Source organism: Hyphobacterium sp. CCMP332 (assembly GCA_014323545.1).
GTDB lineage: Bacteria > Bacteroidota > Bacteroidia > Cytophagales > CCMP332 > CCMP332.
In genome coordinates this window covers 989,669-1,015,646 of record CP058647.1, presented here as the reverse complement: position 1 = coordinate 1,015,646, position 25,978 = coordinate 989,669, and the positions used below count along the sequence as shown (strand labels likewise).

The 25,978-nt window shown below is 35.0% G+C and carries 20 protein-coding genes; 6 read left to right on the top strand and 14 right to left on the bottom strand.

The genetic code is table 11. From position 1 onward, the window contains the following. Nucleotides 1-481: 481 nt before the first annotated feature. Nucleotides 482-2,731 (top strand): WG repeat-containing protein, encoded by a 2,250-nt coding sequence (locus tag HZR84_04345; GenBank protein QNL21198.1) that lies wholly within the window; start codon nucleotides 482-484, stop codon nucleotides 2,729-2,731. Here the strand turns inward: HZR84_04345 and HZR84_04340 are convergent. Genes HZR84_04340 through HZR84_04330 form a run of 3 tightly spaced genes read right to left on the bottom strand, consistent with a single transcriptional unit; the run spans nucleotide 2,728 to nucleotide 6,284 of the window. After that, nucleotides 2,728-4,419, bottom strand: coding sequence for a LysM peptidoglycan-binding domain-containing protein (locus HZR84_04340; protein ID QNL21197.1), 1,692 nt, complete (start codon nucleotides 4,417-4,419; stop codon nucleotides 2,728-2,730). The two genes, HZR84_04345 and HZR84_04340, sit on opposite strands and share 4 nt — an antisense overlap. After that, nucleotides 4,416-5,051, bottom strand: coding sequence for a class I SAM-dependent methyltransferase (locus tag HZR84_04335; GenBank protein QNL21196.1), 636 nt, complete (start codon nucleotides 5,049-5,051; stop codon nucleotides 4,416-4,418). The genes HZR84_04340 and HZR84_04335 overlap by 4 nt, the downstream gene beginning before the upstream one ends. Then, nucleotides 5,052-6,284 (bottom strand): insulinase family protein, encoded by a 1,233-nt coding sequence (locus tag HZR84_04330; protein ID QNL23187.1) that lies wholly within the window; start codon nucleotides 6,282-6,284, stop codon nucleotides 5,052-5,054. A gap of 74 nt (nucleotides 6,285-6,358) precedes the next feature. Between HZR84_04330 and HZR84_04325 the strand changes: the two genes are divergently transcribed. The 4 genes from HZR84_04325 (at nucleotide 6,359) to HZR84_04310 (ending at nucleotide 10,106) form a co-directional block, all read left to right on the top strand. Beyond that, nucleotides 6,359-7,384 carry a glycosyltransferase family 9 protein gene (locus HZR84_04325; protein ID QNL21195.1) on the top strand — a complete coding sequence of 342 codons (1,026 nt, stop codon included), beginning with the start codon at nucleotides 6,359-6,361 and terminating at the stop codon, nucleotides 7,382-7,384. Nucleotides 7,385-7,399: 15 nt separating this feature from the next. Then, on the top strand, nucleotides 7,400-8,692 hold the full coding sequence (locus HZR84_04320; protein ID QNL21194.1) for an aminopeptidase P family protein: 1,293 nt from the start codon (nucleotides 7,400-7,402) through the stop codon (nucleotides 8,690-8,692). Nucleotides 8,693-8,804: 112 nt separating this feature from the next. Next, nucleotides 8,805-9,689 carry a hypothetical protein gene (locus HZR84_04315; protein QNL21193.1) on the top strand — a complete coding sequence of 295 codons (885 nt, stop codon included), beginning with the start codon at nucleotides 8,805-8,807 and terminating at the stop codon, nucleotides 9,687-9,689. A 3-nt stretch (nucleotides 9,690-9,692) separates the two neighbouring features. Next, nucleotides 9,693-10,106, top strand: a complete 414-nt coding sequence (locus HZR84_04310; protein ID QNL21192.1) for a RidA family protein — start codon at nucleotides 9,693-9,695, stop codon at nucleotides 10,104-10,106. On the opposite strand, the gene HZR84_04305 is transcribed toward HZR84_04310, so the two are convergent. The 5 genes from HZR84_04305 to recQ are packed head-to-tail and all read right to left on the bottom strand — an operon-like array spanning nucleotide 10,103 to nucleotide 16,457. After that, the gene (locus HZR84_04305; protein ID QNL21191.1) at nucleotides 10,103-11,287 is read right to left on the bottom strand and encodes a DnaJ domain-containing protein; all 1,185 of its coding nucleotides are present in this window, start codon (nucleotides 11,285-11,287) and stop codon (nucleotides 10,103-10,105) included. The two genes, HZR84_04310 and HZR84_04305, sit on opposite strands and share 4 nt — an antisense overlap. Nucleotides 11,288-11,329: 42 nt before the next feature. Next, the gene (locus HZR84_04300; GenBank protein QNL21190.1) at nucleotides 11,330-11,806 is read right to left on the bottom strand and encodes a gliding motility lipoprotein GldH; all 477 of its coding nucleotides are present in this window, start codon (nucleotides 11,804-11,806) and stop codon (nucleotides 11,330-11,332) included. Further along, a complete protein-coding gene (locus tag HZR84_04295) occupies nucleotides 11,796-12,953 on the bottom strand; it encodes a Signal peptidase-like protein (GenBank protein QNL21189.1) in 1,158 nt (385 codons plus the stop codon). The genes HZR84_04300 and HZR84_04295 overlap by 11 nt, the downstream gene beginning before the upstream one ends. A gap of 5 nt (nucleotides 12,954-12,958) precedes the next feature. Continuing rightward, nucleotides 12,959-14,242 (bottom strand): phosphoribosylamine--glycine ligase, encoded by a 1,284-nt coding sequence (gene purD / locus HZR84_04290; protein QNL21188.1) that lies wholly within the window; start codon nucleotides 14,240-14,242, stop codon nucleotides 12,959-12,961. Nucleotides 14,243-14,285: 43 nt separating this feature from the next. Continuing rightward, nucleotides 14,286-16,457, bottom strand: coding sequence for a DNA helicase RecQ (gene recQ / locus HZR84_04285; protein QNL21187.1), 2,172 nt, complete (start codon nucleotides 16,455-16,457; stop codon nucleotides 14,286-14,288). Nucleotides 16,458-16,720: 263 nt separating this feature from the next. Here recQ and HZR84_04280 point away from each other — a divergent pair, with 263 nt between their 5' ends. Continuing rightward, on the top strand, nucleotides 16,721-17,770 hold the full coding sequence (locus HZR84_04280) for a mannose-1-phosphate guanylyltransferase (GenBank protein ID QNL23186.1): 1,050 nt from the start codon (nucleotides 16,721-16,723) through the stop codon (nucleotides 17,768-17,770). Here the strand turns inward: HZR84_04280 and rlmB are convergent. The 6 genes from rlmB to clpB all read right to left on the bottom strand — a co-directional run bounded on the left by rlmB (nucleotide 17,763) and on the right by clpB (nucleotide 25,896). Then, nucleotides 17,763-18,524: a 23S rRNA (guanosine(2251)-2'-O)-methyltransferase RlmB gene (gene rlmB, locus HZR84_04275; GenBank protein QNL21186.1), complete on the bottom strand. Its 762-nt coding sequence runs from the start codon at nucleotides 18,522-18,524 to the stop codon at nucleotides 17,763-17,765. The two genes, HZR84_04280 and rlmB, sit on opposite strands and share 8 nt — an antisense overlap. A gap of 5 nt (nucleotides 18,525-18,529) precedes the next feature. Next, entirely contained in the window at nucleotides 18,530-21,562 is a 3,033-nt protein-coding gene (locus HZR84_04270; protein QNL21185.1) for a DUF2723 domain-containing protein, read from the bottom strand. 95 nt (nucleotides 21,563-21,657) lie between these two features. Then, nucleotides 21,658-22,110: a MarR family transcriptional regulator gene (locus HZR84_04265; GenBank protein ID QNL21184.1), complete on the bottom strand. Its 453-nt coding sequence runs from the start codon at nucleotides 22,108-22,110 to the stop codon at nucleotides 21,658-21,660. A gap of 47 nt (nucleotides 22,111-22,157) precedes the next feature. After that, nucleotides 22,158-22,490, bottom strand: coding sequence for a T9SS type A sorting domain-containing protein (locus HZR84_04260; GenBank protein ID QNL21183.1), 333 nt, complete (start codon nucleotides 22,488-22,490; stop codon nucleotides 22,158-22,160). A gap of 75 nt (nucleotides 22,491-22,565) precedes the next feature. Continuing rightward, nucleotides 22,566-23,204, bottom strand: coding sequence for a c-type cytochrome (locus tag HZR84_04255; GenBank protein ID QNL21182.1), 639 nt, complete (start codon nucleotides 23,202-23,204; stop codon nucleotides 22,566-22,568). A gap of 76 nt (nucleotides 23,205-23,280) precedes the next feature. Next, entirely contained in the window at nucleotides 23,281-25,896 is a 2,616-nt protein-coding gene (gene clpB / locus HZR84_04250) for an ATP-dependent chaperone ClpB (protein ID QNL21181.1), read from the bottom strand. Nucleotides 25,897-25,978: the final 82 nt, after the last annotated feature.

Sequence of the window (25,978 nt, the reverse complement as noted above, 5' to 3'; positions counted from 1 at the left end):
TTTAAAATATTGATAATCAATTGATTGGAAAAAAATAATGGTTTTTTTCTGATGATAATTTATCAGAAAAGAGGTCAATAAAAAAAGTTATCCACGGTGCAGATAACTTTTCTGGATGATTACTATCGTGTAAACTAAAAAATCGAAATTCTTTCACAGCGATGTGCTGATCCATATTTCAGATGTTAAACTTAACATTTTCTTTCAAATCCACATAAAAATAATTTTGTTTTTTTGAAATTAATTATGGAATGAATTAAATATAAATAGCTGTTTTTCAATGCTGTCGAATATTTTTTGAGACTTTATTGTTGGGGCTTATACTTGCAGTAGATTCGATAAACTTATCCATTCGAATTTATTTGTAATTCTGAATTTGGTTTTTCTTAGCTTTCTTCTTGGGAAATATTTTGGAGGTTTTTTTAAAGTGTCACGTCGTTTGAAACAAAGAATTTTTCTTTTTTTTATTACATGCTTCTTTTTGGTTGTAGGCCAAAACATTCTTGAGGCTCAGAATGAATTAATTCCAAGAAAGAGTTCAAATGGAAAATACGGGTTTATCGATAAGAGCGAATCGTTTATAATCAGCCCTAAATTTGATAAGGCATTTTCGTTTAAGGTAGGAAAGGCCAAAATTATAACCAATGGGAAGTGGGGATTAATAAATATAGATGGTGAGTACATTGTAAAACCTAAGCTTAACTATATCGGCTGGAGCAATGATGGTTATTATCAATGGAACAAAAACAACCTCTCATTAAGTAATAACCTGATCCCTCCAAAGAAGATTTTTTATCATGATGAAAATGGACTCTTGGCATATTTAAAAGATAAACATTGGGGTTTGATTTCAGCATCTGGACGGCTGTTCAAAAATGAATGGGATAGTCTTGAGTATGGCCAAGGTGGGCATTTTGCAGTGTATAGAAACGATAAGAACTGGACCTGGATAGATATAAATAATAAGGCTCCAAAAGAACAATACTATGATGAGGTTATTCCTTTGAGCAATGCCCTGATTGCAGCTAAGAACAGTTCTGAAAGGGCTTATAAACTATTTAATTATGAAGGGACTATACAATCTGATAGTGTTTATAGAATCGTTGAAAGTTTAAATTCGGAATATATAAAAGTAAAAAATCAGATGCTTTGGTATCAGTTGGATTCAAGAGCAAATCCGATAGATGAAAATGGATATGAAGAGATCAGGTATGTAATAGGAAACAATACTATGCAGTATCTACCATCCAGCCCGTGGATTGAGTCAGACGCTGATTTTAAAACAAACAAGAATCTAAATTTTGAAATTAAAAATGAATTGGCAGATGATTTATTCATAATTGAAGAAGGCCCGAATTATTTTATCTGGAATTGTAAATCATTAAAAAAGTTTAATATCTCTGATGGTGATTCAATTGTTTTTAGCAAACCCTATGTTAAAATTTACCATTCAAAAGCTCCTCAATTTCAATTGCTCTCAAAAACGCTTAATATTCTTTCAGATGATATATTGGATTACAAAACAATAAATGAAAGCAATTTAATACTCTATAAAACTAAAAATGAAAAGTGGACCCTAAGGGACTTATCTGCAAATTCTGCAATTGTATCAAACATAGATTCGAGTTTTTTCAAATTTTCTGAAAATGAAATAAAACTATGTCGAAGCGGGAAATACGGAACATTTGATTTAGTTAATAAAAAATGGATTCTCGACCCTGTTTATAAAAATGTAATTAAGATCAACGATACATTGAATTGTAGCCTGGATTCCGATTCTATTAAGTTTTTCGGTAAAACCGGGTTTCTTAATTCAATGGGTCAAATCGATTCGGTAATTTCTGTAAATGATTCGGTAATCGCCTTAAAAAATAAATCAAACAAGTGGACGCTTCACAATTTGAAGTTAAATAAAATAATAAATGAGGAATTCCAAGACATTTCAATAAATGGGCCTTTCTCCATAATTCTTAAAAAGCAAAGTGCTTGGGTATTGTACAATTCCGATAATTGGAAAAAGATATTACTAAATTCTTATGATAGCATAAGCTCATTCCAAAACGGCTATTTTGTAATTAAAAAAAATTCCAAACTAGGCATTATTGATACCAATGGTAATTTTACTTTTCAATTGAGTGATTACTACAATGATCTCTATTCTTATGACACGAAAAGATGGCAGGTTTATAGAAACGGTCTATCCGGAATTGTTGATCATAATGGTGTTTTGAAGATTTCAACCCAGTTCGAGAATTTCGACAGTCAGGTATTCAATTATATCCCATTTAAGTTTCGCTCTAAATGGGGCCTCCTGGATCAAAAAGAAAGATTTATCCTCCAACCTTTAAATGATAGCCTAGAAGTGCTTTCTGAAAATTTTGTTCAGGTTTGGAAAAATCAATTGACTGGGATTAAAAACTTGAATGACAAAACTTTAATACCAATAGAGTTTCAAGCTATTATTCCAACTAAATTCGGTTCGTTTATAGTTAAAAAATCAGATAAATATGGATACTACGACGAAAATGCACAACAGATCAGGCCGGTATCCTATGATGAAATAAAGCAGCTTGATGTCGATCTAATAGCTTTGAAAAAGAACGATTACTGGCAGCTGATTAATTCTAAAGGTGAATTGGTAATTGACAAAAAGTTTGCAGCTATTTACAAATGCAATGACAGACTTTTTTATAAAGAAAAGAAGGCCTGGATTATGAAGTCCCTGGATTAATTTTTTAATATTTTGATCTCTTGACCAATCGACAAAGAGAGATTATTTAATTGATTCCATTCAACAAGTTCCTCCACCTTAACATCGTATTTTTTGGAAATGGAATACAAGGTTTCTCCGGCACTCACAGTGTGAATAAAAGATGTATTTTCGGACTTTAATTCTTGATTTGAATCTGATGTGTTTTTTTCTAAATTTTCCTTAATTGAAATTTCCTCAGCTTCTGTTTCAATATTTTTTTCCACAGGTAATGCGCTAGTATCCTTTTCTAATTTTTTATTTAATGAATCAGTTAAGATCTCGTTTGCTTTGTCTTCAGATAAGTTTACTTCAGGTGTATCTGATTGAATTGACTTAAGCGAATCGCTCTGTTGTTCAATTACTTTAATAGTGTTTTTTACTTTTACATATTCGATTTCTGCATCCTTAGGCATTTTCTTTCTCAAATACAAAATTCTGCCTGTTTTTGGTTCTTCGCCTAATTTAAGCCGGTTTTTTCTTACCAATGATTTTTTCTTAACACCGTATTTTTGAGAAATTTCCCATAAACTTTCTCCTTCTTTAGTTATATGTCTGCTGATTTTACTTCTGCTATTCTTTGGTTGTAGATAATAAACCATATTGGAAACAATTTCTTCGCCAGGAATCATATCGTTGTATTTTAACAATTGGTCTTTGGTAATTCCGCCACGTAAGGCAAGCGTAACCGGACTATCACCTGAATTGGATAAAATTGCTTTCTTATTATTTATTTTCAGAATTATTCTAATGGTAGGATTGACGACGCGTCGATTAGCTATTCTCGTTATTTCCTGCGGATCGCTTTCTTCCAGCTCGATAGTAATGGTCTCAAGATTTTGATTTTTGTTATCGGCGAGTCTGGATTCTCCCGGAATCATTACATAATAGGATTCACGGTAGGATGGAAGTCTGCTTCTGTTTAACCAGATATTATTTTGCTCCAATATATCGAGACTTACAAAATTATTATTGGCGATATCGCTCAATTTCTCTCCGCTATTAACTAATACAGGTCTTAATTCTTCAATTTCAAAAGCAGGCTTTCTTTTTAGAATATCTTCATAAGCAATAATGTGCGCTAGAAATTTCATTACATACCAATAGGTATCTTTGTCTATAGTCATTTTTTCTGCACCAAAAAGAGATTGATCAACAGATCTTTGAGTACCCCCAAGACCCATTTGATATGATTGACAGGTATAAACCCAATTTTTAAGGTAGAAGTAATTTTTTTTCAAATATTTTGCTGCTCCCTTAGTGGAATAAATGATGTGTTTCCGTTCATCGGCATCATTTTCTACAAATAAACCGACTTCTCTGGCTGTAAAATCTTTGAATTGCCAAAAACCGACTGCATTTGAACTTGAAACGGCGTCCGCGCTAAAGCCACTTTCCTGAATGCATAAATATTTAAACTCATCCGGAACACCTTCTTCATAAAATATTTTACTAATGATTGGAAAATATAGATGTGCTTTATCAGCTACTTTCTGAATGTATTTGTCATTTTTATGCAACTCGTCAACGTGATCCTGAAGGATTTTTTGTGCCCCACTCGTAATTTTTAGTTTCATATTTCCCAGTTCCATATGTGATGGAACCTGCGGGATTTGTGAAAAGGACTTACACAAAATAAAAACTAAAACAATAGTTAATGTCTTCTTCATTTTTTTCTTAATATCATCAGGCCGTCTCGAATGGAAAGGAGCACATTTTCTACATTATTATCAGCCTGAACCAAGTCATTGAATTCCTGTAAGGCTTTAGTGCTTTTATCTGCTTTCTGATCGGTTATTTTACCACTCCACAATACATTATCAGCTATAATTAGTCCGTTTTTTGACAGCCTGGGCATGCATAATTCGTAATAATTTTTATAATTGACTTTATCGGCATCAATAAAAATTAAATCAAACTCTTCTTTAAGTTCAGGAATAATTTCAATGGCGTTTCCATTTAAATAATTGACAGAATCGGCAATTCCGGCTTCTTTGAAATATTTTTCCACCATTGCTTTTAATTCAATATTCTTGTCGATAGTATAAATTTTCCCTCCTTCCGCCAATCCCTCTGCCAGGCAAATAGTGGCATAGCCGGTATAGGTTCCTATTTCCAGAATGCGTCTGGGTTTCTGTATTTTTGATATGAAAGAAAGGAAACGACCCTGCACTTTGCCTGAAAGCATCCTGGGCATCATTACTTTTAAATTAGTTTCGCGGTCCAGATTTTTAAGTAAATCACCTTCACTGCTCGTATGCGCATCTATGTAAGTGAGAAGTTCCTGGGAAAATAGTTCCATTTAGTTTTTAGGAAGAAATGTCAGAATATTGAATTTATCTTCAATGAGATATTTATTGGCAATTTCAAGAAGTGTATCTGAATCAATTGTTTTAATTTTTTCAAATATTTCATTTAGGTCTTCAATTCTATCCATATCAATCAGACTACGTCCCATCATGAGCATAAAACTCACGTTATTTTCTTCGGCAATTGCAATTTGACCCATCAGTTGTTCTTTGGCCATGTGCAATTGTTTAATTCCAAGCCTATTTTCTCTTAGTCGTTTCAATTCTTTGAAAATCAGCTTTTTACTTTTTTCCAATTGCGATCTTTCAGTGCTGAAAGAAATATTTAGATGACCTGTGTCGGTATAAGTATTAAGACTTGCATCGATATTATACACCAAACCGTATTTTTCCCTGAGGCTTAAATTCAATCTGGAATTAAGCGCAGGTCCTCCTAAAATATTAATTAGAAGAAAAAGCGGAAGTCTTTCTTCATTTGAGTAGGAGAGTGCTTCCTGTCCTATCACGCAATATGTTTGGCTTATATTTTTTTGTTCCTCCTTGATTTTTACTTCACTTGATAAAAAAGCGGGTCTTTTTGGAAAATTTATTTTTTCAGGAATTTCATTAAAATACTTTTCAAAATATCGCTTAACCAGAATCGGTGAAATACTGCTTACAACACTAATTACCGTTTTATGAGTATTTAAATTTTTCCCAATGAAATTTACAATATCGGACTGGCGAAAATTCTTTATGGTATCAGGATAGCCAAGGATATTATGCGCAAGGGGATGACCTCGGAACAAGAGCTCTTCAAAGTCATCATGGATAGAATCTTCGGGGCTGTCATAATACATACCCATTTCTTCAAGAATGACACTTTTTTCTTTGTTGATTTCTTTTTCGGGGAAAACCGAATGAAATGAGATATCTTTTAATAGTTCTATCGATTTTTCAAAATGACTATCAAGTGTACTGGCGTAAAAACATATTTTCTCTTTGGTAGTGTAAGCATTAATTTCACCGCCAAGTGATTCCAGTCTGTTGATTATATGAAATGCTTTTCTTTTTCTTGTTCCTTTGAAAGCCATATGCTCCCAAAAATGCGCCATCCCACATTCCAATTCATTTTCATCGCGGCTACCAACATCGAAAAATATACCGCAATGCGAGACTTTAGTGTTTCTGACCTTTTTATGAATCAGTCGAATTCCATTTTTTAATGTATAAATATCAATCTCCATCGCGGTTTGCCCAATTTTCACAAAGATAAACTTAATTTCACATCGATAAATCCATTATTTGAAAGAACAATATTGTGCAAAAGGATTTAAAACGCATTTTAATTATTCAGACAGCCTTTATTGGCGATGTGATTCTTGCTACCCCACTAATTGAAGCTTTGTCAGAAAAGTTTCCTGATGCCAAAATTGATTTTATTTTGCGAAAAGGAAATGAAAATCTTTTAAGGAATCATCCGGAGCTCAATGAGGTTATTGTTTGGGACAAGAAAAGAAAATATCAATCTTTATTTGAGGTTATTAAATCAGTAAATAAAAAGGGCAAATACGATCTCCTTATCAATTTGCAAAGGTTTTTTACCACCGGTTTAATGTCTGCGCTAATCCATGCCGATCTTAAAATTGGATTTGATAAAAATCCTTTGTCTTTTTTTATGGATACCAGGATCAAACACGATATTGGAAACTCCAGACATGAAGTACAACGAAATTTTGAATTGTTAATTCCTTTGGGAATTACGGATACGGATCAATTCAAAGTCAGACTTTATCCGGACGAGGATGACCATGTGAAAGTTAAAGACTACTTAAATGATTCCTATATAACAATTTCTCCTGCATCTGTTTGGTATACAAAGCAATTGACTAAAGAAAAATGGATTGAACTCATAATTTCACTTCCGGATGAAATCGGTATTTATTTATTGGGAGGTCCTGATGACCGGCAAATTTGTGATGAAATAATATCAAAAGTAAATCGCGGGAATATTTTGTCCTTTGCAGGCCAAACCAGTTTTTTACAAACAGCTGTTTTAATGAAACATGCCGTATTAAACTACACGAATGATTCAGCCCCAATGCATATTGCGAGCTCTCAAAATGCAAAAACATGTGCTGTATTTTGTTCGACAGTTCCTGATTTTGGATTTGGACCATTATCCGAATTCAACCGGATTGTACAGGTAGAAGGACTGGAATGTAAACCATGTGGATTGCACGGTTTTAGGGCCTGCCCCAAAGGACATTTCAGGTGTGCAAAGGATCTTGAAATAAAAAATCTTTTGAATGCTTATTACGATGCGCTAAATTTCAATTTTGAATAGAATAAACAAGCCTAGATGAAGTATAAGGATATAGATTCCAAACTCTTTATAAAAAACAGAGAAAGGTTCAGAAAAGAAATTAAAAAAGACAGCGTAGCTATTTTTCACTCCAATGATATAATGCCTACCAACGCTGACGGCACACTTCCTTTTAAACAAAATAATGATATTTTTTGGATGTGTGGAATAGATCAGGAAGAATCCATTTTATTAGTGGCTCCAGATGCGCCCTATTCCTATTATAAGGAAGCTCTATTTCTTAGAGAAACCAATGAAGAAATAGCTATTTGGGAAGGTCACAAACTAACGAAAGAGGAAGCAAAGAAAATCTCAGGTATCGAAAATGTATTCTGGATTTCAGAATTCGACACAATTTTCAAAGATGTGGCGACCAATAGTGAGAACATTTATTTGAATACCAACGAACACTTGAGAGCCAAAGTTCTTGTGGAAACAAGGGAAAGAAGATTTATAGATAAATGTCAAAAGGACTATCCACTGCATAAGTATGAAAGACTGGCGCCGATCATGCACAAATTACGATCAGTAAAAGATCCAATTGAGATTGAAATAATGCGTGAGGCTTGTTCAATTACAGAAAAAGCATTTAGAAGGATTTTGAAATTTGTAAAACCAGGAGTAAATGAGTTTGAGGTAGAGGCGGAGATTTTTCATGAGTTTTTGAGAAATGGATCAAGGGGGCCTGCCTATTCTTCGATCATCGCTGGTGGCTTTAGCAGTTGCGTATTGCACTATGTAGAAAATGATAAACCGCTAAACGATGGAGATATTTTATTGATGGATTTTGGTGCTGAATATGCCAATTACGCTTCTGATATGACCAGATGTATCCCCGTTAATGGTAGGTTCACAGAAAGACAGAAGCAAATTTATAATTCAGTATTAAAGGTGATGAAAGAAGCTAAAGAATTGTTAGTCCCGGGTAACAACTGGATTGACTATCACAAGGAAGTTGGAAAAATAATGGAATCTGAATTAATAAGTTTGGGACTGCTTGATGCTACTGCAGTTAAGAATCAAGATCCTGAATACCCATTGTATAAGAAATATTTTATGCATGGAACTTCTCACTTCATTGGACTTGATGTTCACGATGTAGGCAATAAATACCACCCTTTTAAAGAGGGAATGGCATTTACATGCGAACCGGGAATTTACCTAAGGGATGAAAGTCTTGGCATAAGAATTGAGAACGATATAATTGTGTCAAAAGATGGCCCAATTGACTTGATGGCTTCAATACCGATTGAAGTTGAGGAAATTGAGGACCTTATGAATGAAAAATAAAATAGTAGCTTATATTTGTTTGTAAGGTTTTTAATAAAAAAGAGACAACTTTTTTTAGTCTTTCACTTATAATAGATTATAAAAAGAGTTTAAATTAATTTGATTGATAAATATGAAGGACAGATTTCTTCTTATAATATTTACTGCATTCATCATTACAAGCAATTCATTGGCTCAGTCATCAGTTGGTGAATTCTTTGCTAAAGGTAAATCAGCTCTTGATCAGAGCGATTATATAACAGCAATTGCTGAATTCACGCATGTATTAAGTATTGACCCTGAAAATGGTGAGGCCTATTTTCTTAGAGCGAAAGCAAAAGATGAGTTGGCCAAGCAAATTGGTTTTTCTGACACTGAATTATGTCATGATCTGGTAAATGCATTGAATTATGGAAGATTGGAAGCCATGGATCTTCTTGAAGAAAATTGTATGGGTTTCTGTTTTACTATGAAAAATGCCTTTTTTACTCCAGAAAATGTATTTTGTGCTGATCTTTCGAGCAGTGTTCTTACCGAACTTCCACATAATCTTGAAGAGCTTACTCAATTGGTAAAATTGAATTTATATAATAACAAAATTGTATCGCTCTCAGATGATATTGCAAGTTTGGGGGAATTAGTTGATTTAGATTTGAGTAGTAACAAACTGACAAGTATCAATCCAAAAATTAAAGAAATAGAGTATCTGCACTGGCTTAATTTGAATAAAAATGAACTTAGAGATTTACCCTCAGAATTTGGTGAATTAAAAAATCTTAAGGCTTTGTATTTGAGAAACAATTATTTTGAATCTGTTCCTGTATCGATTTCCCGTTTAAATAATCTTAAAATATTGGACCTGTCAGTTAATCAGTTGACAACTCTTCCCATTGAAATTGCTAATCTTAAAAATTTGGATGAACTGATTTTGGTTGGTAATAAAATACCCCCTTCAGAACAGAAGAAAATCCAGGCATTGCTCCCAAATACAAAAATTTACTTCGATAAAGAAAATTAGTAAGTGGATATACGAAATTCATCCAAAGCTCCCGAGCCGGTTGGCCTTTATCCTCATGCCCGAAAAGTAGGGAATTTGTTATTTCTATCAGGTGTAGGACCAAGATCAAGGGGCACAAAGGAAATTCCGGGTGTTGAACTTGATCAAAACGGGAAAATTACATCCTATGATATTCGAAAACAGTGCATATCCGTATTTGAAAATGTAAAATTAATATTAGAAGATTGCGGTAGTTCCTGGAATCAACTCGTAGATGTGACCGTTTTTTTAACCAATATGGACAGCGATTTCAAGATATACAATGAGGTATATGCTGAATATTTCAAATCGAATCAGCCTTGCAGAACTACAATAGAAATAAATAAGCTTCCTACCCCTATTGCTATTGAGCTGAAGTGTATTGCGACAATAGACTAACAGGATATTTTTTGCAATGAATCAAGTTTGGGAATAATTTCCCCAAGATTTCTGATCTTTTGAAATTCTTTACACGCTCTTTTATTTTCTCCTTTTTTTAACCAGCACAATGCAAGCACAAAATGAGCCTCTGAATCATTGGGGTTCAGGAATGTTGCCCAGCGACTGGCTATCAAAGATGAATCCACCTGATTGAGCGTATAATAAATCTTTGATTTCTCAAGAAACACATCGAAGTCTGATGGCGGATGATTTTTTGGATTTATAATGGCCAAATACGCTTTGCCATAAAAATCTACATAATTGCCTACAATTAGCTTGGTAGCTCTTTCATAATGCTTTAAAGAAGAGTTGTAGTCACCTAAATCATAATTGTAGATATGCCCCAATTCCTTGTGAGCAGTTAAATTATTTGGATTGGCAATTAAAAGGTTGTTTAAAACAGAAATAGCAACGTCTGTTTTGCCAAGATTTCTGTAACAATTCGAAATTCTTGTGTAAATACTTGCATTTATTTTTGATTTGTTCTCTAGTATCAACTCCAAATGATAAAGCGCTGAATCATAATTTTTGACCAACATTTGCTCACTGGAAATGGAATCAGAAAATTGAAAATACTGATTTTTTAATTGAAGGACTTCTTTAGTTGTAGAGCTGTAATGTATTGAATTTAATAAGTTAATTGCGTTTCTAAATTCATTCCTTGCAAATGCCTTTTTTGATTTTGAAATCAGGTCACTTCTTTCCCTCATTCTATTTTCATAATTTTTTTCAAGTCTGGATTCATTCAATTCCGTTAATACCTGGAAAAGAATAATGCCAAGGCCAAAAAAGCCTAAAGTCACCGCATTGTAGTATTTCTTCTTTGTTTTGGATTTCCTGTAATTGGATTGAGTCGCAGTTCTTCTTCTGGAATAGGATTGACTTGCTCTATAGCTGGTATAAACCGGATTTTTTGGCTTGTTGTATTGATATCTCAGAATGGCATCGTACCTTCTTTTTCTTGACTCATCTGAAAGAATCTGATAGGCATGATTGATTCTCTTGAATTTTTCTTCGGTACCTGAATCTTGCTTATTTATATCCGGATGATATTTAAGCGCTAATTTTTTAAAGCTCTTTTTAACCTCCTGTATTTCTGAAAAAACAGGTAATTCTAATATGGAGTATAGATTAGCCAAATTGTTATTTCCTATACTAAACAGAACTCTGCAGCAATGAGTTTATTCCTCGGCTTTAATAACTTTTAATCCAACTGAATATAGCTCAGGAAGCGAGTCTACACGCATATAATGAACAATATTAAAATAATATTTTCCGGTGTAAGGAAATTTAAAGTTTCTCAAAGAAACGAACTGATGATCATATCTATCTCCAAAACCACTTCCATAGGGTTTACCGGATTTTTTATCCATTAATATTAATTCCTGTAATCCTGAACTTATAGTACCACCGCTACTGTCTTTTAAGGTATAATTGAGGTACATATTATAATAAGGATAATCAAGGCCATTTCTTAAGGTATATACAATATTGTAAACACCAGTAGTATCTTTTACATCAAAGTCAAAAAGGATATTGTGCTGCGAAGCCCATTTCCCACTACTGAGGTCAACGTTATTCTGATAAACCGTATTTTCACCACAGGCACTCAGAAATACTATAATTACTAAACCGAAATAGCAGCTTTTAATTTTCATTCTTTTTTTGTTGGAAGCGTTTATGCTTATTTCTTTTTTTCTTTTTCTTATTCGATTTGTATTTCCTGTCCAATGCCTCTAAATCGTTGCTGTTTGTATCTGCGTCAAGACTTTTTCTTTTTTGATCATCACTGATGTCGGAATCAGTCAATTGATCTGGGTATATACCATTTGAATTTTGTTTTTGAATTTCAACAACTCTTTCTATATCTACTGAATGCCAGATATTTTCGCCTTTGTATCCGAAATACATGATTTTGCGAAAAATATCAGTTCTCATGAGAGTTGCCTCACCTTTTTTAGTTTTTAGTGCTTTGTCCACCTTTGGAATGTCCTTGAGTACGGCCATGTAGGTGTCCAGTTCGTAATTCAGACAACATTTCAGTCTACCGCATTGTCCGGAAAGTTTACTGGGGTTCAATGAGAGGTTTTGATACCTTGCTGCGCTGGTGCTTACTGCTTTCAAATCACTAAGCCAGGTCGAACAGCACAATTCTCTTCCGCATGAACCAATACCACCCAGTCTTCCGGCTTCATGCCTCAAGCTGATTTGCCTCATTTCAACCCTGATTTTAAATTCAGCTGCCAATTTTTTGATCAATTCTCTAAAATCAACCCGGTCTTCTGAAGAATAAAAGAAGGTCGCCTTGGTATTATCAGCCTGAAATTCTATATCTGATAATTTCATATTCAGTTTGAGGTTCTGAATTATTTCCCTGCTTCGGAAAAGGCAAGATATTTCCCTGTTTTTAGCTTGCTCAAATTTCTCAAGATCTTTTGAACTCGCCTTCCGGTAAATACTTCGAATATCCTTTTCTTTTATCTTGTGTTTTTTTATTTGCAACCTTACCAATTCTCCCTGTAAGGAAACTCTTCCTATGTGATGGCCATTGGGGACATCTACTACAACCCAATCGGAAGGGTAGAGGTCTATTTTATTTTCATTTTTAAAGTATTCTTTGAATCCATTTTTGAACCGAACTTCAACATATGGATAGGAAGGACCAACATTGGGAATATCCATTTGGTTTAACCAGTCGAATACATTGAATTTGTTGCAACCGTCGGATGAACAATAGCCATTGCTTTTGCAACCAGCCGGTTTGATATCACCTTTTTTCCCCAATGCACAATTTGAACAGCCCATGGATTTTAAAACGAGAGGTTTAGCAAATCATTTCCTATATCGCTGCGAAAGTATTTTTTATCAAAATCGATGGTTTCAGCGCCGGTATTTGCCTTGTTGAGCGCATCATTTATATTACTGGCCAAAGCAGTGATGGCTATAACTCGTCCACCTGAAGTGATAACAATTCCCTTATCATCAAAAGAAGTTCCAGCATGAAACGGCAATACATCCTCAAGCAAATCGATATTTCTGATTTTTTTTCCCTTTTGGTAGTGTTCAGGATATCCACCTGAAACTAACATAACCGTAGAGGCACAACGTTCATCAATATCGATTTTATAGTTGCTAAGTGTTCCATTAAAACAAGCTTCAAATAATTCAAGAATATCACTTTTTATTCTTGGTAATACAACTTCAGTTTCCGGATCACCCAATCTGCAATTGTATTCTATGACATAGGGTTCTCCATCTACATTGATCAGTCCAAAAAATATGAATCCCTTATAATTAAATTTCTCTTCTTCTATACCCTTTATCGTTGGTTTTATTATTTTTTCAGTGACTTTATTTAAGAAAATTTCATCGGCAAAAAGAACAGGAGAAATGGCACCCATGCCTCCGGTATTAAGACCTGTATCTCCCTCGCCAATTCTTTTATAATCTTTAGCTTCAGGCAATACCACATAACTCTTTCCATCGGTTAAAACGAAAACACTTAACTCAATTCCACTCAGAAAATCTTCAATTACCAATTTTGAGCCCGCTTCACCGAATTTCTTGTCGATAAGAATTTCATGAATTGCCCTTTTGGCCTTTTCAATGTTCTCTTCAATAATTACACCTTTGCCGGCAGCGAGTCCATCAACTTTTAAAACATAGGGGGCTTTTTTTGTATCCAGATAATCAAGCGCATCCTGGTATTCTTGAGAAGTAAAAGTTTTAAAATCGGCAGTAGGCACATTGTATTTGCGCATAAATTCATTGGCAAAATCCTTGCTGCCTTCCAACTGCGCGGCTCTTTTATCCGGACCTAGTATTTTAATTTGTTTTAATTCTTCATCGCTGTGAAAATAATCCACAATTCCGTCGACAAGTGGCTGTTCCGGACCTACAACTACTAGTTCAATATCATTCTTTAAACAGAAATTCTTTATTTCTTTAAAATCCTTTAAAACGACATTCGTACTAATGCTTGCCGTACCTGCGTTGCCCGGTGATGTATATATTTTATCACATTTTTCACTGCGGGAAATTTTCCATACCAAAGCATGTTCTCTTCCTCCTCCACCTATTACCAGAATATTCATGTGAAATTATTAGTTAGAAGAAACTAAATAATGAAATTTAAAATTAATGTGCTACTTCTGAAAGGAATTTGACTCTCATAAGTCTTATCTCTTCCTCTGTAAAATCTTCATCGCCCAATTCATTGAGAGCTGTCTCAATATCATCAGTTTCCGAATTCATAAAATAATCAAATATTTCTTCCTGCAGGTCTTCATCTAAAAGGTCCTCTATGTAGTAATCCAAATTAAGTTTTGTACCACCCTGACATATTTTTTCGATTTCAAGCAATAAATCATCCATACTCATATGGATCGCGGTGGCAATTTCTTCCAAATCAACTTTTTTATCGGTCTGTTCTATGATAAATCGCTTGACTTTTGATTGAGCTCCTGATGTTTTCACCAATACACCTTCAGGAATTTCGATATCATTTTCCTCCAGGTATTTTTTAATAAGCTCCAGAAAAGATTTTCCAAATTTTCTTGCTTTGCTCTGGCCAATTCCATTTATCATCACCAGTTCATCGTAAGTTGTCGGAAATGTGGTCGCCATTTCCTCCAGTTGGGGATCCTGGAATATTACGTATGGAGGCAACTCTTTTCTTTTAGCTAAGCTTTTTCGTTCTGCTTTTAAAAGATCAAATAAAACAGCGTCATGTCCTTTGGTATTTACCTGAGGATCTGAACTTTCCGAATCAGCATCTGAAAAATCCCGATCTTTGGAGAATGTGACAGGGAAAGATTTCTTGAGAAAAGCTCTACCTGATTCTGATACTTTAATTACGCCTACTGTTTCTATGTCTTTTTCAATGAAGCCTTGAACAAGACATTGTCGTATCATAGACTTGATTGTATCGTATTCAAAATCTTTCAATTTTTCAAATTGTGAAAGCTTATTGTGATCATAACTCAATACATATTGATTATTGCTTCCTTTCAAAATATTTGCGATATGACCAATTCCAAAGCGCTCTTCTGTATCGAGAATTGTGCTGATGATATGCACTACTTCTTCTTCAGCCTGAAACTGCTCTTTTGGATTATTGCAATTGTCACAATAGCCGCAATCATTAGGGAAATTCTCACCAAAATAATGGAGAAGCATTTTTCTACGACATACCGAAGACTCTGAAAAGTGAATTACTTCTTCGAGCAATACTTTAGCATTCTCTTTCTCAGATACTGTTTTATCCTTATTGAATTTTTCAAGTTTAAGAACATCCTTATAACTGTAAAACATCAAACAGTGGCCTTCAAGACCATCTCTTCCACCTCTTCCGGTTTCCTGATAATAACTTTCCAGTGATTTTGGGGCGTCATAGTGAACAACAAATCTTATATCGGGCTTGTCAATGCCCATACCGAATGCAATGGTCGCAACGATTACGTCTACATCTTCATTTAAAAAATCATCTTGATTTTTTTCCCTGATAGAAGAATCCATCCCCGCGTGATAAGGCCGGGATTTAATACCGTTCACTTTTAAAAATTCCGCAATTTCTTCTACCTTTTTCCTACTCCAGCAATAAACAATTCCCGACTTTCCCTTATGTTTTTTGACAAACTTTATAAGCTGTTTTCTCGAATCTTTTTTTGGTCTTATTTCATAATATAGATTTTCTCGGTTGAATGAGGTTTTAAAGATATTAGCGTCCTCCATTTGGAGATTTCTGATAATATCCAATTGAACTTTTGGCGTTGCTGTGGCAGTTAGGGCTATAACGTTTAAATCTCCCAGTTGAGCAATTATTTCTTTTATTCTTCGATATTCCGGACGAAAATCATGACCCCATTCCGAGATACAATGTGCCTCATCAACGGCCACAAAAGAAATATTTACCTGTTTAAAAAAAATGACATTATCTTCTTTGGAAAGAGACTCCGGTGCCACGTAGAGCAGTTTTACTTCCCCATTTAAAGTCTGTTTTTTGACTTTGTTCATTTCACTTCTGGAAAGTGTCGAGTTAAGCACTTTGGCATTTATACCTATGGCATTCATTTGATCAACCTGATTTTTCATGAGTGCGATCAACGGGGATATTACTACTGCAGTACCTTCTAAAAGTACAGCGGGCAATTGATAACACAGGGATTTCCCTGCACCGGTAGGCATTATTACCAGCGTATTATTGCCAGCGAGAAGATTGTCTATAATACTTTCCTGCTTCCCTCTGAAGGAGTCATAACCAAATACTTCTTTTAATTTAGATTTAATATCAAGAGCTGTGTTAATCATAAAAGAACAGACTTAGAAAACGGGTGCAAAAATCGCTTTTTTTTATTGAATAATCTCATTATCAAGCAGATCAATGCCTAATTTGTTTGGATGAATTTCACTTTTAATAATACAAATCAGGTTCAATGGTGAATGGTAGATTGACAAGTGACTTAATATTTAAATTATAATACCTTTGTGATGCCAGATATTATAACAAGCATATCTAAGATAAGAAAAAAAACGATTTAGTGACTCAGATAAATAATAATTTCTTGATAGTGATGGCAGGTGGTGTAGGGAGTCGTTTTTGGCCCTTTAGCCGCTCTAAAGAGCCCAAACAATTTCTTGACATTTTGGGAACCGGAAAAACACTCATACAGCAAACGATTGATCGTTTTGATGGAATAATTCCAAGAGAAAATATTTATGTAGTCACAAATGAAGATTACAAGGAGATTGTAAAAAGTCAGTTAAGGTTTTTAAAAGATGATCAAATCCTCCTTGAACCTGTAGGAAGAAATACTGCACCTTGCATTGCTTACGGTGTTAGTAAAATTTCAACGTTAAATCAGCAAGCAAATATAATAGTCTGCCCCTCTGATCACGTGATACTTGATACGACAGAGTTTCAAAGAGTGATAAATGAAGGCATGAATTATGTTTCAAATAATGATTCTCTTCTAACACTGGGGATTCATCCTTCAAGACCCGATACCGGCTATGGATATATTCAGTTTCATCACGATGAGAATACAATTAAAAAAGTAAAGACATTTACAGAAAAGCCTGATGCAGATCTGGCCAAAACATTTGTCGAAAGCGGCGATTTTTTATGGAATTCCGGAATTTTTATCTGGAATATCAATTCAATAGAATCTGCATTGGAAAAGTATCTTCCGGAAGTCTCAGAATTATTTTTCAGTGATAAGACCAAATATTACACAAAAAATGAGAATGACTTTATAAGAAGTGTTTACTCACAATGCAGAAATATCAGCATTGATTATGGCATTATGGAGAAAGCATCTAATGTATATGTTTTTCCATCTGATTTTGGTTGGACTGATTTGGGAACTTGGAAATCTCTTTTTGAAACAAAAAAGAAGGACGACAATAAAAATGTAATTGACGGGAAAGTGCTGTTAAATGAAACCAACAATTGCATAATAAAATCGGATGGTGACAAATTAATGGTAGTCGACGGGCTGGACAACTATATAGTTGTTCAACATGGAGATGTGGTAATGATTTGTAGAAAAGAGTATGAGCAGCAGGTAAAAAACTTTGTTACCGATATAAAGCAAAACAAAGACCTCTCAAAATTTATTTAGTCCTTTGCTTTAAGGCTTCATATAGTATTACACCTGAGGCCACGGAAACGTTTAAGGAACCTATTCTTCCCACCATCGGAATTGCAGTTATATCATCAGAAATACTTAAAATCTCTTTTGAAATTCCGGTGTCTTCCGCTCCCATTACAATGCAAATAGGACCTTTTAGATCTGTATCACTCAATACAAATTCTGATTTTTCTGTGCAGGAAATAATTCTAAGCCCTCGGTTTTTCAGGTGCAAAATCGCAGATTCTAATTTTGCTTCCCTGCAAACCGGAATATGATTCAAAGCGCCAGCGCTTGTTTTAATAGCATCACCGTTAATCATTGCTCCTCCTTTAACAGGAATTACAATTGCATCAACTCCCATTGCTTCAGCACTTCGTGAAATCGCTCCGAAATTTCGGACATCGGTGACATTATCAAGTGCAAGGATTATTGGGTCTTTGCCGGCCTCAAATGAACTGTCAATGATGGCATCCAATGAATGGTATGAAATCAAAGCAAGGAAAGCGATTATTCCCTGATGAGGTTTAGAAACCCACTGATTCATTTTTTGAATTGGCACCTCAGAAATTGGAATTCTTCTTTTGCGGGCTTCATCTAAAATGGATCGAATCTTTTCTTTCCCAATGCCTTTTTGAATCAGAATTTTTTCTAATTCCTTTCCTGCATTCAATGCCTCTTCAACCGGATTAACCCCAAATACTAAGGGAACATTTGATTTTTGAGGTCTTCGGTTAAAATTCATACTAATTAAATATTGATCGAAGAGAACCTTTGTAAAGCTTCCTGGTATTTAGCGGCCTCTTCTTCACTGGCATTCTGTGATAGAGTCCTTTGAACAACATTAAGCATATACAAATTGGCTTGAATTTCCTGTCTGTCATTAACATTTTCATTAACAAGAAATTCGATCATTTCTATGGCCTTATCACCCATTTTCATCGCCATTTCAGTCGTGCCTTCTACTTCTACTTCATAAAAAAGAGGTAAAAATTGAGCAGAATATACGCTAAATGGAAATACCTCATCCGGTAAAACGCTCCAGCATCTCTCAATTACTTCCCTTGCTCTTTCTTTATCATTGGCTCTTCGCAACAAGGCATCGGCCAATCTGTAAAAACTTTGTCTTGAGTTCATCGCAAATTTTTGATACTCTTCATTATAGTATAAGTCAGGATTGTCCATTCCCCTAAAGGCAAACTTGTTCATTATGTTGTCGTACATAACTTCAATATTAACTCTGCCATTCTGCTGTTTTGGTGAACTTACCGGTATTAATCTATAGGCGAGCCCTTCCAACAACATATAATTCCTCAAATCCAGATTTGTGGTAATCAATGACGTAGCATTAAAATATACGGGTCTTTCCCAGCCGTTTTTATTTACATTATTGATAATATCCATTATCATTAAATCGGCTTTAAGAATGTGATTGCCTTTGATGTTCCACCGCATTATATCTACAATTTCATCCTTCATATCGCCTGGAATCCAATTGCTTTTGCTTGCGCTTGTTTCTGAGCTTAAATCACCACCCAATAAGGCTTCTTTATTGACTCTCATTCCAAGGTTTTTACCTGGTAATATATTGATTCTGTCACCACTTGGTAAGCGTCGGTTAACCAGCGCATCTTCAGTTTTTATGGCCTCTAAAAGCTTGTCTATATTAAGCGCTGTTTTTTCCCAACGCTGATCCGGTACTATTTGTAAATAGTCGTTGATGCCACTTAAATACTGATTGGTAGTAAATGTTATTGGGAATGGCTCGGATTCATAAACCTTTCTTTTCATTTGATCGATATACCAGTCTATGCTGAAATAACTCATTACACAAACACGCACATCGGTTCGGAATCCTTCAACTTCCTGAACATACCAAAGTGGGAAAGTGTCATTATCACCTCCGGTAAATAAAATTGCGTTTGGTGCACAGGAAGCCAATAAATTTCTGGCCTGGTCAACTGAATGATACCTTCCGCTTCTGTCGTGATCATCCCAACCATCTGCGACCATGACTCCGGGTACTATCAAACAAAGTACAAATGCTGTTATTCCCGCAACTTTATTGTTTTTAATGTAATTTTTAATCAAATCGTACACTGCCAACATGCCCAAGCCTATCCAAATACAAAATGTATAAAATGAGCCGGCACTTGTATAATCTCTTTCTCTCGGTTCAATGGGAGGTTGGTTTAGATAAAGAATAATTGCTATCCCTGTAAAGAAAAAGAGTAGTGCTACTACTGAAAAGTCCTTTTTATTCCTTTTGTATTGGTAGAACATGCCCAATAGGCCCAGAATCAATGGAAGAAAATAAAAACTGTTATTGGCTTTATTGTTTTTGATTTCGGTGGGAAGTTTGGACTGATCACCGAGCCTCATTTCGTCAATAAATGAAATTCCTGATTTCCAGTTGCCATGCATTTTTCCTCCGTGGCCCTGAATATCATTTTGCCTTCCTGCAAAATTCCACATAAAGTATCGCCAATACATGTGACCGAGTTGATATTTCCAAAGAAACTCAATATTGTCACCCATAGTTGGCCTTTCACCTTTTCTAAGATTCATCCAATTTTCATAGGCGCGAATTCTGTCTCCTCGTCTATCTGCAACCCGGCAAAAGAGCATTTCATCTCTGGGGTTAAACTCCTGTTCGATTTTTTGATCATAGATTTCATAACCATTCTCTGTTTTATGATACAGGTCTGAAGTTTTGATGGTTCTGACGGGGTTGGCCGAGTAAATCGGTCCTTTAAAAAGTGGCCTATCACCGTATTGTTCTCTTTTTAGATATTTCAAAAAGCTTATGACATCATCCGGTGCATTTTCGTTAATGGGCGGATTGTAATTTGACCGAATTGCTATGATTCCATAACTGCTAAAACCCAGAATGACAAAAATAAAGGCCAGCAAAGCGGTATTAAGTACAGCTTTATTTTTTTGAATAGAATAAAACAAACCGTAAATCAATGCAGCTATAAAGGCAATGAAAAAGAAAAGTACACCTGACCCAAAAGGGAGGTTTAGTCCGTTAACAAAGGCTATTTCTATTTTACTTGCAATTGTGGGAAGTCCTTTGATAATTATTTCAAGAACAATCAAAATTGCCACTGCTGAAATTCCCAAAGTAGCTATAATTCCGCGCGCATTGGGTTTGTAATATTTAAAGTAAATAACAAGTGCAATTGCCGGAATTGTCAATAAATTTAAAAGGTGTACTCCTGTGGACAGGCCCATTGTGTATGCGATCAGAAGCAACCAGCGATTTGCTGCTGCTCTTTCTTCAATTAATTCCCATTTTAATATTGCCCAAAATGCAAAAGCAGTAAAAAATGAAGACATGGCATACACTTCTGCTTCTCCAGCAGAAAACCAAAATGTATCTGAAAATGTAAGTGCCAAAGATCCAATAAGTCCTGCTCCCATTAATAAATAAAGATCGGCGCCTTTAGGATCTTCAGTTTTGAGTAATTTTCTTCCAAGAAGCGTAATTGCCCAAAAAGTGAAAAGGACCGTAAGTGCACTTGAGACTACAGATAACATATTTACCCAGAAAGCAACCTGAAGAACATCTCCGAAAGCTAAAAGAGAAAAGAACCGGCCCACGAGGAGATAAAATGGCGCTCCGGGAGGATGGGGTACCATTAGTTTATAGGAAACGGATATGAATTCGCCACAATCCCAAAAACTTGCTGTTGGTTCTACAGTGATTGTATAAACAATAAAACTTATTAAAAAGGCGATCCATCCGCCTATGTTGTTCAATCTGGAAAATGATAACATTCTTTTTCTTTTAAAGCCGCGAATTTAGTAATAAAAAATCTTTATGCTTGGTTATTTGCAAGCCTTAAAACGATTGATTTTTGTGATTATTTAAATTATCCCCGAAGTTTATCGAGAAGTTGGTTCAAATGTTCGGCTTCGGATTCTGAAATTGTTTGAATAGAAGTTTGAAGTTTGTCGATTTCTACATCCATTTCTGCGAGCAAGGAAAGTCCTTTATCTGATATTTTAACATCTACCTGCCGCCTGTCTTCACTGGAAACTGTTCGTGTTATTAAGGATTTTGCGCGTAATTTTTCAACCAAACGCGAAACATTTGACATTTTGTCGAGCATTCTTTCATTGATCAATTGAATTGATGCAGGATTGGGATGCTGTCCTCGAAGTATTCGCAAAACATTGTATTGTTCATGCGATAAATTGTGCTCTGCAAAAAATTTTTTATGCCTGGCTGCAATCCAGTTGCCTGTATAAATCAAATTTAAAAGTGCTTTTTGAAACTGACTTGGAAATTTGTACTGCTTTATTTCATCTTCTAGTTTTGCCATTTATACAGTTGTATTTAATGTATATACAAATAAAGATTTAAATTTTTTTAGCCTTTCTTGACTATTTTTTTTGTCGCTATTGTTTCCCGTTTTGAAATCAGGCTTAAAAAATAAACACCCGGATTTAGAAATGAAAAATCGACTTCAAATCTACTGTTCTGCCCTAATCCACTAAGCTTTTGTCTGTGAATCTCTTTTCCGATTATGTTAAAGAGCACAATTTCAGTTGGACTAACATTTTCGATGTGAATTTCCAAAGTAGCTTTATCAAACAATGGATTAGGAAATACGCCAATGGAATTTTGATTGCCCTGGCCTATTGCCGAGTAACTCAACAAGAGAAAAAAAGAAGAAATCAGTATAAAGGCATTTTTTGACATCAGCCTTTTAATCTACTAATTTTTCAATTATTCGACTATATTTTGGTTGCATTATTGTTTTAAATTATGCCGGGATCATTTTTTTAAACTCAGAAGGTATTCCTCCAATGCCTTTTTTTCATTTTTGTCGAGTTTTTTACCAAAAGCAGGCATCATGCCCTTGCCATTGTTAATAATCGCCCACCTTTGTTCTTTATCTAAGCTTGTTGTTGAAATATCCGGAGATTCATATCTCATTTTATCTCCCTGCTCTCCGTGACAGCGAAGACAATGCTGTTGATACAATGCCAATCCATGTACTTTAATTTGATAATTATCATCCTCTACGTTTTCAATTAAACCCTCCGGGCTCGGATGGGTAAAAGTCAGGCTATGTGTTTCTGCAATACCATAGACATAAATGAGGATTACAACTGAGAGTACTAAAAACAATTTTTTTTCTTTCCGAATTCCGATCACGGCCAATGGAATTGAAGCGAGTACCAATACAATTTTTACCATCATATATAATTCCGGATGCCCACCTTTTATTAGCATATAAACGCCGGTAGCGAGAAATAATACACTTATTATCATTTCAGGAATTTTAACCAACCTGGAGAATTTCTTCAAAGTTTCCTTGTGGTTAGCAATAAGCATTAAAGCTTTAAAAAGATAAATAATCAGGAAAAGCGATACTGAAATCTTATGTGTGAGGCTGAGATAGAAATACATTCTGTTTTTTTTAGCAAATATAAAAAAGGGCACTTCAAAAGAAATGCCCTTAAGATAGGTTACATATTAATTTGCTCTAATCAATGTTCACATTGCTTAGATTTAGAAATTGAAATTTATTATTACTGTCTAAATCAATTCCGATTACTTGTTCCTTTTGAATGTTACCTCTCAAAATCTCTTTTGACAATTCATTGAGTATTTGTTTTTGAAGCACTCTTTTCAATGGTCTTGCTCCAAATTGCGGATCAAAACCAAGCTCTGCTAATTTATCAAGTGCTTTATCGCTGGCCTCAATTTCAATTCCATTTTTTTCCATCAATTTTTTAATTGATGTGAATTGTATTTCAACAATTTTTCTGATTTCAGACTTTGAAAGTGGTGTAAACATTATTGTTTCATCAATTCTGTTTAAAAATTCAGGACGAAGCGATTTTTTAAGAAGCTGAAATACCTGTTCCCTGGTATCTAAAATGGTGTCAACCTCATTGGATGCATTCATTTTTTCAAAATTTTCCTGAATTATATGTGAACCGATATTTGAAGTCATTATTATGATACAATTTTTGAAATTTGCAATACGACCTTTATTGTCGGTTAATCTACCATCATCAAGGACTTGTAAAAGAATATTAAATACATCGGGATGTGCTTTTTCAATTTCATCTAACAAAATGACCGAATAAGGTTTTCTACGTACTGCTTCGGTTAATTGTCCGCCTTCATCATAACCAACATATCCCGGAGGCGCACCAATAAGGCGACTAACCGCATGTCTTTCCTGATATTCAGACATATCAATCCTCACCATTGCCTTGTCATCGTTAAACAAATATTCTGCTAATGCTTTGGCTAGTTCTGTCTTTCCCACACCGGTTGTACCTAAAAATATAAAGGAACCAATTGGTTTATTAGGATCGTGCAAACCAGCGCGACTCCTTCGCACGGCATCCGAAACTGCTGCAATTGCTTCTTTTTGTCCGGCTACTCTTTTTCCAAGTTCTTCTTCAAGTTTTATCAGTTTTTCTCTGTCGCTTTGAAGCATTTTGTTCACAGGAATTCCGGTCCAACGGGCCACTACTTCAGCCACATCTTCGGAGCTGATTTCTTCTTTTAGCATAGGACTGTTGCTTTGATTTTTAGCCATTTGAGCTTTCAGTTTTTCCAATTCCTGTTCGGCTTCTACGACTTTTCCATATCGGATTTCAGCTACTTTTCCCAAATCCCCACTTCGTTCAGCTTGTTCAGCTTGAATCTTTAATTCCTCTATTCGCTCTTTATTTTTTTGAATTCCTTGAATAAGCTCTTTTTCGCTTTTCCATTTGGCTCTAAGTGCATTTCGTTTGCTTTCCAATTCAGCCAGGTCCTTAGCTATTACGGCTTCTTTATCCTTGTCTTTTTCTCTTCGAATGGCCTCTCTTTCAATTTCAAGTTGCATTATTTTTCTTTGAACTTCATCGAGTTCTTCAGGCAATGAATCTATTTCTATTCTGAGTTTCGCAGCGGCTTCATCCATTAAATCAATGGCTTTGTCCGGTAGAAAACGATCAGAAATATAGCGATCCGAAAGTTCGACCGCGGTAATAATCGCATCATCTTTAACCCTGACACCGTGATGTAATTCGTATTTATCTTTAATTCCCCTGAGAATAGAAATTGCATCCTGTGTACTTGGTTCATCGACCATAACAGTTTGAAAACGGCGTTCCAGTGCCTTGTCTTTTTCGATGTACTTTTGGTATTCTTTTAAAGTTGTAGCACCAATTGCATGTAATTCGCCTCTAGCCAATGCAGGTTTTAGCAAATTTGCCGCGTCCATAGCGCTTTCTCCTCCTGCTCCTGCTCCAATTAACGTATGAATTTCATCTATAAAAAGAATTATTTCACCATCTGAATCCACCACTTCTTTGATAACAGTTTTCAACCTCTCTTCGAATTCACCTTTGTATTTGGCTCCGGCAACTAATAGACCCATATCCAATGAGATCAATGTTTTTGTTTTGAGATTTTCAGGTACGTCCCCATCTACAATACGCTGTGCTAGTCCTTCAACTATGGCAGTTTTTCCCACGCCTGGTTCTCCGAGCAAAATGGGATTATTTTTTGTTCTTCTGGTTAAAATTTGTAGTACACGTCTTATTTCGTCATCTCTACCAATCACGGGGTCAATTTTTCCTGAGGCAGCCAGTTCATTCAAATTTTTTGAATAGCGACTCAATGACTGGTATTTTGATTCTGCATTTTGATCTTTAACGGTATCACCGCCACGCAATTCCTGAATGACTTTCTTTAGAGTTTTTTCAGTTAATCCAAATGACTTCATCAATTTGGATATTTCTTCCGAACCGGAAGCTAGTGCAATTAATATATGCTCAACTGTTACAAATTCATCTTTTAATGATTTTGAGATTTTTGTTGCGCTTTGCAAACAGGCTGCTGAATTGTTTGATAAATAAGGGCTTCCTCCTTCAACTGAAGGGTATGATTTTATTATTTTTTCAATTTCTTGAAGAAATCTATTTCTGTCGACCTCAGTTTTTTTGAATATAAATGAGCTTATATTTTCTTCGGAATCAATTACTCCTAAAAGTAAATGAGCAGGTTCAATCGCCTGTTGTGAGTGCTCAGAAGCAATCTCCGTTGCCTTGCTAAGAGCTTCCTGTGCTTTGATTGTGTAATTTTTAAAATTCATTGTTATTTACCTCCAATAGGAGGCATCAATTTTATTTCCAATTGAGAATTAGAGACAAAATGACCGAAAATGAACACATATA

Bases quoted from the DNA above. Each gene is read 5' to 3' on its own strand.
- HZR84_04340 (QNL21197.1), bottom strand. From the start codon at position 4,419: ATGAAGAAGACATTAACTATTGTTTTAGTTTTTATTTTGTGTAAGTCC.
- HZR84_04335 (QNL21196.1), bottom strand. From the start codon at position 5,051: ATGGAACTATTTTCCCAGGAACTTCTCACTTACATAGATGCGCATACG.
- HZR84_04330 (QNL23187.1), bottom strand. From the start codon at position 6,284: ATGGAGATTGATATTTATACATTAAAAAATGGAATTCGACTGATTCAT.
- HZR84_04320 (QNL21194.1), top strand. From the start codon at position 7,400: ATGAAGTATAAGGATATAGATTCCAAACTCTTTATAAAAAACAGAGAA.
- HZR84_04315 (QNL21193.1), top strand. From the start codon at position 8,805: ATGAAGGACAGATTTCTTCTTATAATATTTACTGCATTCATCATTACA.
- HZR84_04300 (QNL21190.1), bottom strand. From the start codon at position 11,806: ATGAAAATTAAAAGCTGCTATTTCGGTTTAGTAATTATAGTATTTCTG.
- HZR84_04295 (QNL21189.1), bottom strand. From the start codon at position 12,953: ATGGGCTGTTCAAATTGTGCATTGGGGAAAAAAGGTGATATCAAACCG.
- purD (QNL21188.1), bottom strand. From the start codon at position 14,242: ATGAATATTCTGGTAATAGGTGGAGGAGGAAGAGAACATGCTTTGGTA.
- recQ (QNL21187.1), bottom strand. From the start codon at position 16,457: ATGATTAACACAGCTCTTGATATTAAATCTAAATTAAAAGAAGTATTT.
- HZR84_04280 (QNL23186.1), top strand. From the start codon at position 16,721: ATGGCAGGTGGTGTAGGGAGTCGTTTTTGGCCCTTTAGCCGCTCTAAA.
- rlmB (QNL21186.1), bottom strand. From the start codon at position 18,524: ATGAATTTTAACCGAAGACCTCAAAAATCAAATGTTCCCTTAGTATTT.
- HZR84_04270 (QNL21185.1), bottom strand. From the start codon at position 21,562: ATGTTATCATTTTCCAGATTGAACAACATAGGCGGATGGATCGCCTTT.
- HZR84_04265 (QNL21184.1), bottom strand. From the start codon at position 22,110: ATGGCAAAACTAGAAGATGAAATAAAGCAGTACAAATTTCCAAGTCAG.
- HZR84_04260 (QNL21183.1), bottom strand. From the start codon at position 22,490: ATGTCAAAAAATGCCTTTATACTGATTTCTTCTTTTTTTCTCTTGTTG.
- HZR84_04255 (QNL21182.1), bottom strand. From the start codon at position 23,204: ATGTATTTCTATCTCAGCCTCACACATAAGATTTCAGTATCGCTTTTC.
- clpB (QNL21181.1), bottom strand. From the start codon at position 25,896: ATGAATTTTAAAAATTACACAATCAAAGCACAGGAAGCTCTTAGCAAG.